The sequence below is a fragment of the Parabacteroides faecalis genome, assembly GCF_022809355.1.
GTDB classification, from domain to species: domain Bacteria; phylum Bacteroidota; class Bacteroidia; order Bacteroidales; family Tannerellaceae; genus Parabacteroides; species Parabacteroides faecalis.
Map to the genome: position 1 here is coordinate 1 of NZ_JAKZMM010000089.1, position 6,409 is coordinate 6,409.

At 41.4% G+C, this 6,409-nt stretch carries 6 protein-coding genes; 3 read left to right on the forward strand and 3 right to left on the reverse strand.

Annotated elements, in window-relative coordinates; genetic code table 11:
* The first annotated feature begins 112 nt into the window (after window positions 1-112).
* Window positions 113-619: an ATP-dependent metallopeptidase FtsH/Yme1/Tma family protein gene (locus MUN53_RS17935; protein ID WP_317236370.1), complete on the forward strand. Its 507-nt coding sequence runs from the start codon at window positions 113-115 to the stop codon at window positions 617-619.
* A gap of 28 nt (window positions 620-647) precedes the next feature.
* On the opposite strand, the gene mutS is transcribed toward MUN53_RS17935, so the two are convergent.
* From mutS to MUN53_RS17950, 3 genes are all read right to left on the reverse strand, one after another.
* Window positions 648-3,269, reverse strand: coding sequence for a DNA mismatch repair protein MutS (gene mutS / locus MUN53_RS17940; protein WP_243326770.1), 2,622 nt, complete (start codon window positions 3,267-3,269; stop codon window positions 648-650).
* An 88-nt stretch (window positions 3,270-3,357) separates the two neighbouring features.
* Entirely contained in the window at window positions 3,358-4,323 is a 966-nt protein-coding gene (locus tag MUN53_RS17945) for a GNAT family N-acetyltransferase (protein WP_243326772.1), read from the reverse strand.
* Window positions 4,324-4,327: 4 nt separating this feature from the next.
* Window positions 4,328-5,152: a 1-acyl-sn-glycerol-3-phosphate acyltransferase gene (locus MUN53_RS17950; RefSeq protein ID WP_243326774.1), complete on the reverse strand. Its 825-nt coding sequence runs from the start codon at window positions 5,150-5,152 to the stop codon at window positions 4,328-4,330.
* A gap of 183 nt (window positions 5,153-5,335) precedes the next feature.
* Here MUN53_RS17950 and MUN53_RS17955 point away from each other — a divergent pair, with 183 nt between their 5' ends.
* On the forward strand, window positions 5,336-6,034 hold the full coding sequence (locus MUN53_RS17955) for a CDP-alcohol phosphatidyltransferase family protein (protein WP_243326775.1): 699 nt from the start codon (window positions 5,336-5,338) through the stop codon (window positions 6,032-6,034).
* A 252-nt stretch (window positions 6,035-6,286) separates the two neighbouring features.
* On the forward strand, window positions 6,287-6,409 hold a 123-nt coding region (locus MUN53_RS17960), incomplete at its 3' end, for a transposase family protein (protein ID WP_243326778.1).

Here is a 6,409-nt window from a genome sequence, read left to right on the forward strand (position 1 = left end):
TAGCTTTATTGTAAATTAATAGTTTGATCACTTCTAATCTACTAATAATCAGCGATAAGCACAACCTTTTATACATATTTATTTTATCAATTTAATTCCGCCAACGGGTAAAATTACTATCATACCACGTACTTCCGGAGCTTTGGGTTATACGATGCAAGTTGACCGCGGCGAACAGGTATTGATGAGTCAGGAGGATTTGTTTAACCGCATTGCTACACTAACCGGAGGTAGAGCTGCCGAAGAACTCCTTTGCAATACCGTTACAACCGGTGCTTCCAATGATATTGAACAGGCAACACAACTTGCCCGAGCTATGGTAACTCGTTTCGGCATGAGTAAGAAATACGATATGATGGGATTGGAACAAGTCAACAATGCCTATTTAGGAGGAAATACTACCTTGAACTGTTCGGCTGAAACAGCAACAGAAATCGACGAGGAAGTACTCCGGCTGATCAAAGAGGCCCATCAGAAAGCACGCGATCTCATTTCCAAACATATTCCGGTGATGCACGAAGCGGCTTCTTATCTCATCGATAAAGAAACGATTACCGGCGAGGAGTTCATGCGGATTCTCCGGAAATATATACCAGAGAATCCTGAAAAGGTATCTTAACTAGCCAACAGTCTGGCTAGCTCATGCTTTATTTTCCAGTAATGATTTTCCGGATCTCGCTCAGCTTGTTCAATGCTTCCAGCGGAGTCAGGTTATTCAAGTCCATATTCTTGATTTCATCCCGCACCTGACTTAATACCGGATCATCTAACTGGAAAAAGCTGAGCTGATAATTTCCCGATTCTCTGACGGCCGGAGCTTTCTTGACCGACGAGCCCGAAATAGCTCCTTCCTGGCGTTTCTCTGATTCCAGCTGTTTCAATATTTCGTCTGCCCGATTCACAATACACTTAGGCATTCCGGCCATCTTGGCAACATGAATACCAAAACTGTGCTCGCTTCCGCCCGGAACCAATTTACGCAGAAATATCACCTTATTGCCCACTTCTTTTACCGAAACATTAAAGTTTTTGATACGTGGGAAAGAATGTTCCATCTCATTTAATTCATGATAGTGCGTGGCGAAGAGCGTTTTGGCATGTGCATGCGGGTGTTCGTGGATGTATTCGACAATTGCCCAAGCAATGGAAATACCATCGTATGTACTTGTTCCACGACCTAATTCATCAAACAAGACCAAACTACGCGAAGTCATGTTGTTCAGAATATCTGCCGCTTCATTCATCTCGACCATGAATGTGGACTCTCCTACCGATATATTATCAGAAGCACCTACACGGGTAAAGATTTTATCTACGATTCCTATCCGGGCACTTTCAGCCGGAACAAAACATCCGATCTGCGCCAGCAGGGTAATCAAAGCTGTCTGACGTAATAATGCAGACTTACCCGCCATATTCGGTCCGGTAATGATAATTATCTGCTGCTTGTCTTCATCCAGATACACATCATTCGCCACATAGGTTTCACCCAAAGGCAACTGCTTTTCGATAACCGGATGACGACCACCTTTAATATCAATCACATCCGATTCATCTACCAACGGACGAATATACTTATTACTTTCAGCTGCTTTGGCAAACGACAGCAGGCAATCCAAGCGACCTATCAAATTAGCATTACATTGAATAGGAGGAATATATTCGGTCAGACATAACACCAATTCGTTAAACAAACGCGATTCGAGTGAGAGAATTTTCTCTTCCGCTCCCAGAATCTTCTCTTCATACTCTTTCAGTTCCTCTGTAATATAACGTTCGGCATTCACCAGCGTCTGCTTACGTATCCAATCTGCCGGAACTTTATCTTTATGAGCATTCCGCACTTCTATATAATATCCGAACACATTGTTGAAAGCAATCTTCAGACTGGGAATACCTGTCTTTTCACTTTCCCGTTGCTGAACTTGCAGCAGATAGTCTTTTCCGGAATAAGCAATCGAACGAAGTTCATCCAATTCTTCATTTACACCTTTGGCAATAACACCACCTTTATTGACCAGCGAAGGCGGATCCGGTTGGATTTCCCGATCAATCCGATCACGGATCAATGCACAGACATTCAGTTGTTCGCCAATCCGGCATAAAGAAGGTTCGTTACTTGCCATGCAAGCCTCCTTGATAGGTTCGAGAGCCTGCAAAGCAATCTTCAGCTGTACAACTTCACGCGGTGTAACACGTCCCACCGCCACTTTCGAGATGATACGTTCAAGGTCTCCTATCTGTTCTAGTTGTTCGTCCAGCAATTCTTTCACTTCCGGATGACGGAAAAAGTATTCTACTACATCCTGCCTTTCCTGAATCGGTTTTACATCCTTCAACGGGAACAAAATCCACCGGCGCAACAGGCGAGAACCCATCGGAGAAATGGTTTTGTCGATTACATCCAACAGACTTTTCCCGTCTTCGTTCATCGCACAAACCAATTCTAGGCTGCGAACCGTAAACTTATCCAGACGAACATAGCGTTCTTCTTCAATCCGCGCCAACGAAGTGATATGAGAAATATGCGTGTGTTGCGTCTGATCCAGATAATACAAGATAGCTCCCGAAGCAATAATACCCAGTTTCAGGTGTTGAATACCGAAACCTTTCAGATTCTTTGTCTCGAAATGCTTTAACAAACGGTCATTGGCAGCCTCAGAAGTAAAAATCCAGTCATCCAATTCGAACGAAAAGTAGCGCGGACCAAAGATTTCTTCAAACCTCTTCTTATTGTTACGCTCCAGCAGGACTTCTTTTGGCGAGAAATTATTCAACAACTTATCTATATAATCCGTTGTTCCTTCGGCTGTCAGAAATTCACCCGTAGAAATATCCAAAAAAGCAATACCGCATTTATCTTTTGCAAAATGAATCGCTGCCAGGAAATTATTTTCCTTATGGTTAAGGATGTTGTCGTTGATGGAAACACCAGGAGTTACCAACTCGGTAATTCCACGTTTCACGAGTTTCTTCGTCAGCTTCGGATCTTCTAATTGGTCACATATAGCTACCCGTTTGCCTGCACGTACCAGCTTCGGCAAATAAGTATCCAAGGCATGATGCGGAAATCCAGCCATCTCGACCGACTGCCCTACACCATTGGCCCGTTTGGTTTGGACTATGCCCAATATTTCTGCTCCGACTACTGCGTCATCGCCATACATCTCGTAAAAGTCGCCCACACGAAACAGTAAAATAGCATCTGGATGTTTCGCCTTGATCTCAAAATACTGCTTCATTAAAGGGGTTTCTACTATCTTTGCCACGATTTATCCTGCTTTAAATTAATCCGAGCAAAATTAGCATAAAAATAGGAAACGGGAAAATGCTCTTTCCCGAAAGTCAGTCCTCCCTTTAGCCTTTCCGAATCAATTCCGGATGTAGACACTCTTCCTTCAGGAAGGTTTCAATATGGCGTTTCTTCTTTTCTTCCAGGATTTCATTGATCTTAATCAGGATACCGGTCTCTTCCACTTCTCCAAATTCATGGTTGATGGCTGTACCGAATACTTTCATCTTCGGAGAAAGACTCATATAAGCATTCACCAACGGTGGTACATTGATACCAAACTTACGGACTTCCTGATTCAATACCTTATAATTATCCTTGAAATTATCGTAATGGAACAGTTCCTTCATCCGGTTTATATCCGTACCAGTCTGTAGCGGATAAATCGGAGTAACCAAATGTTCTTTATCTTCGAAATGAAGTTGCAGGAAATACAGAATCATATTTCGGGCCTCTGTATTATAGGTATTATACATCGTTACCTTACCAAAAAAATACTGCAACGTCGGATCGATTACTGACAAAGCCCCCAATCCATCCCAAAGATTATCCAAAACGAACAAACCACGAGTACTGCCCGAACGTGTTGCCTGGAACTCAAGAGCGACAAACGAACGACCCAGTTCTACTGTATAAGGCAAATATTCCCGGATAAACTGCTCGGAAAAATCAAACAAGTGCGAAGTAGCCAAGACAGGCTTGCCCTGTTCGTCAAGCCGGACATCCGAACCACAAAGGAAACGATAACCACCCAAGATCATCTCTTCTTCCGGATTCCAGACAATCAGTTGCCGATAGGCATCTTCCATCGTGTCAAATTCGTCAATATCAACCGGGAATCCCGTTCCTCCTCCATAATAACGAAAAGCGATTTCCCGCAGACGCCCGATTTCCAGCATTACATGTGGCGAATCATGCGCGGTTATGACATAAATCTCATTGTCTGATTTATTCGTTCGGCGGAGTAACTTCTCTTTTGTCAACTCCGCTTTCAATAAACTACGGTCAACCGGTTGAATGATATCTTGCATCGTATTATCCTTTTAAATGATAAACAATCTGTTTTACCCATTCCGCCCATTCCACAGACTTTTGTCCGGAAGTAAAGGTTTGCCACGGAATCGGTTTGCCAAAGTAGATATGAAATGTTTTATGCTTGGCCCTGAACATTTCGTCCGGCAAATAAATCATCTCATAATTCATCTTAATCCCCAATCTTTTCCGGATATTAGCCACCCGATAAAAACGTGCCGAGTTCTGTCCGTCAAAATAAACCGGGACAATATCCCGCTTATATTGGACAGCCTTTTGGATAAACGACTTTTTCCAGTCCAAATCTACAATCTTTCCATTGATCTTCCGCGAACAAAGTCCTGCCGGGAAAGTAATAATCTGGTTATCGGAAGCATAGGCTTCTTCGATTCGGAGCGCATTATCGCGTCCTTGTGCACCATGTTTGTTAATCGGAACAAAAATAGATTGCAGATTCTGCAAATAAAGCAGAAGGTCGTTCACCAGATAACGGATTTTACCTTCATATCGCCGGCCTATATAAGCCGACAGACAAATTCCGTCCATTCCTCCGAGCGGATGATTGGAAGCAAATATAAATCGCCCGTCAGATTTCAGGTTCTCTTCTCCGTGAATATCCAGCTTTAAGTCAAAATAACCGATTAAAGATTGCATGAAATCAACTCCAAACTTGTCCTGATAACGAAGTATAATATCATTCAGTTCATCCTGATGAATCGTACGAACCAGATAATTAACCAAAAAGCCAGGAATCTTCTTCGAGGCAGAAGGGGCTTTCTGTTCCAAAACCTTGCGGATATTTATCAAATTAACTTCTTGTTCGTTCATTGGAATTGATTCTTTTCGTTACAAACTTACAATAAAAATTGACACAACATGTAAAAATTAGACAAACTATTTCCAGATAACCATATTTCCAATCCGATTGCATGTTATATAGATTATTTTTCAATTCCAAAAAACGCTCACAATCATCAAAAAGAAGTACCTTTGCAATTTATTTATCAGATTATGGGAAAAGAATCTTCAGAAAGAATTCAAACGTCTATTCTTAACGGACTTGAAAAGAAAGTACTTATTAAACTTGCTACCATACAACCTCGCTGGGTAACATCTGATATGTTAACATATTTAGGAGTTGTAGGAGCCATTATATGTGCCATCGGTTTCACACTTGCACATATTAATATTCATTATTTGTGGTTATCGTCACTAGGATTAGTCATCAATTGGTATGGCGACAGTTTAGATGGAACAATTGCGCGTGTTCGGCAAACCCAACGTCCCGTCTATGGCTTCTTTATTGACCATTCTTTAGATGCTGTCACCATCATTATCATGTGTATCGGAGCCGGACTTTCCCCAATCTTCCGGTTAGACATTGCCTTGCTGGTACTGGCTGGTTATCTGGCTCTTTCTATTTATACTTACGTCTGTACAATCTTGGAAGGTAAGTTTAGGTTGACTTACGGAGCTCTTGGTCCGACCGAATTTCGTTTGGCAATCATATTGCTTAACACTATTTGTATGTATACACCATGGATTCATATACAATTCCAATGCTTCAACCAGCATTTTGGTGTATATGACTTAGGAGCCATCTGCATCGGTATATTTATTTATACGGCTTATATTGTCCAGTTTATAAAAGATCGTCGCATATTGGCAGAACAAGATCCGCTTAAACCTTATCACCCCGAAAATCAATAAGGCTATTCCATACGGAAAAAACAACAGAAGAGAAAGACTTTTCACGCATAAAAATCATATCTGACAGGCAAATGCCTCCGTTATCCAGACAAGTTTAAAACCGTACCTACGGTCAACTTGCCACTAAATTCGGAGGCATTTGCTTTTTTTGTCGTATCAGGGCTGACGCATTACAAACTTCCAGACCTTTTAAAAAGTATTTATCTTTAGAGAGTCAAAGGGATAATAATAATAATAAAAATCAAAGAAGTAATGGAAATATTCTCTATATTAGAAAAAGTATCAGATCCTCGTAGAGATCATTTGAAAAAATATAGTTTGGAAAGTATCTTTTATATTACAATATCCGCTGTTTTATGTGGAGCCGAAAGCTGG

Coding starts and splice junctions, on each gene's coding strand:
- MUN53_RS17945 (WP_243326772.1), bottom strand. CDS start 4,323: ATGCAAGATATCATTCAACCGGTTGACCGTAGTTTATTGAAAGCGGAG.
- MUN53_RS17950 (WP_243326774.1), bottom strand. CDS start 5,152: ATGAACGAACAAGAAGTTAATTTGATAAATATCCGCAAGGTTTTGGAA.
- MUN53_RS17955 (WP_243326775.1), top strand. CDS start 5,336: ATGGGAAAAGAATCTTCAGAAAGAATTCAAACGTCTATTCTTAACGGA.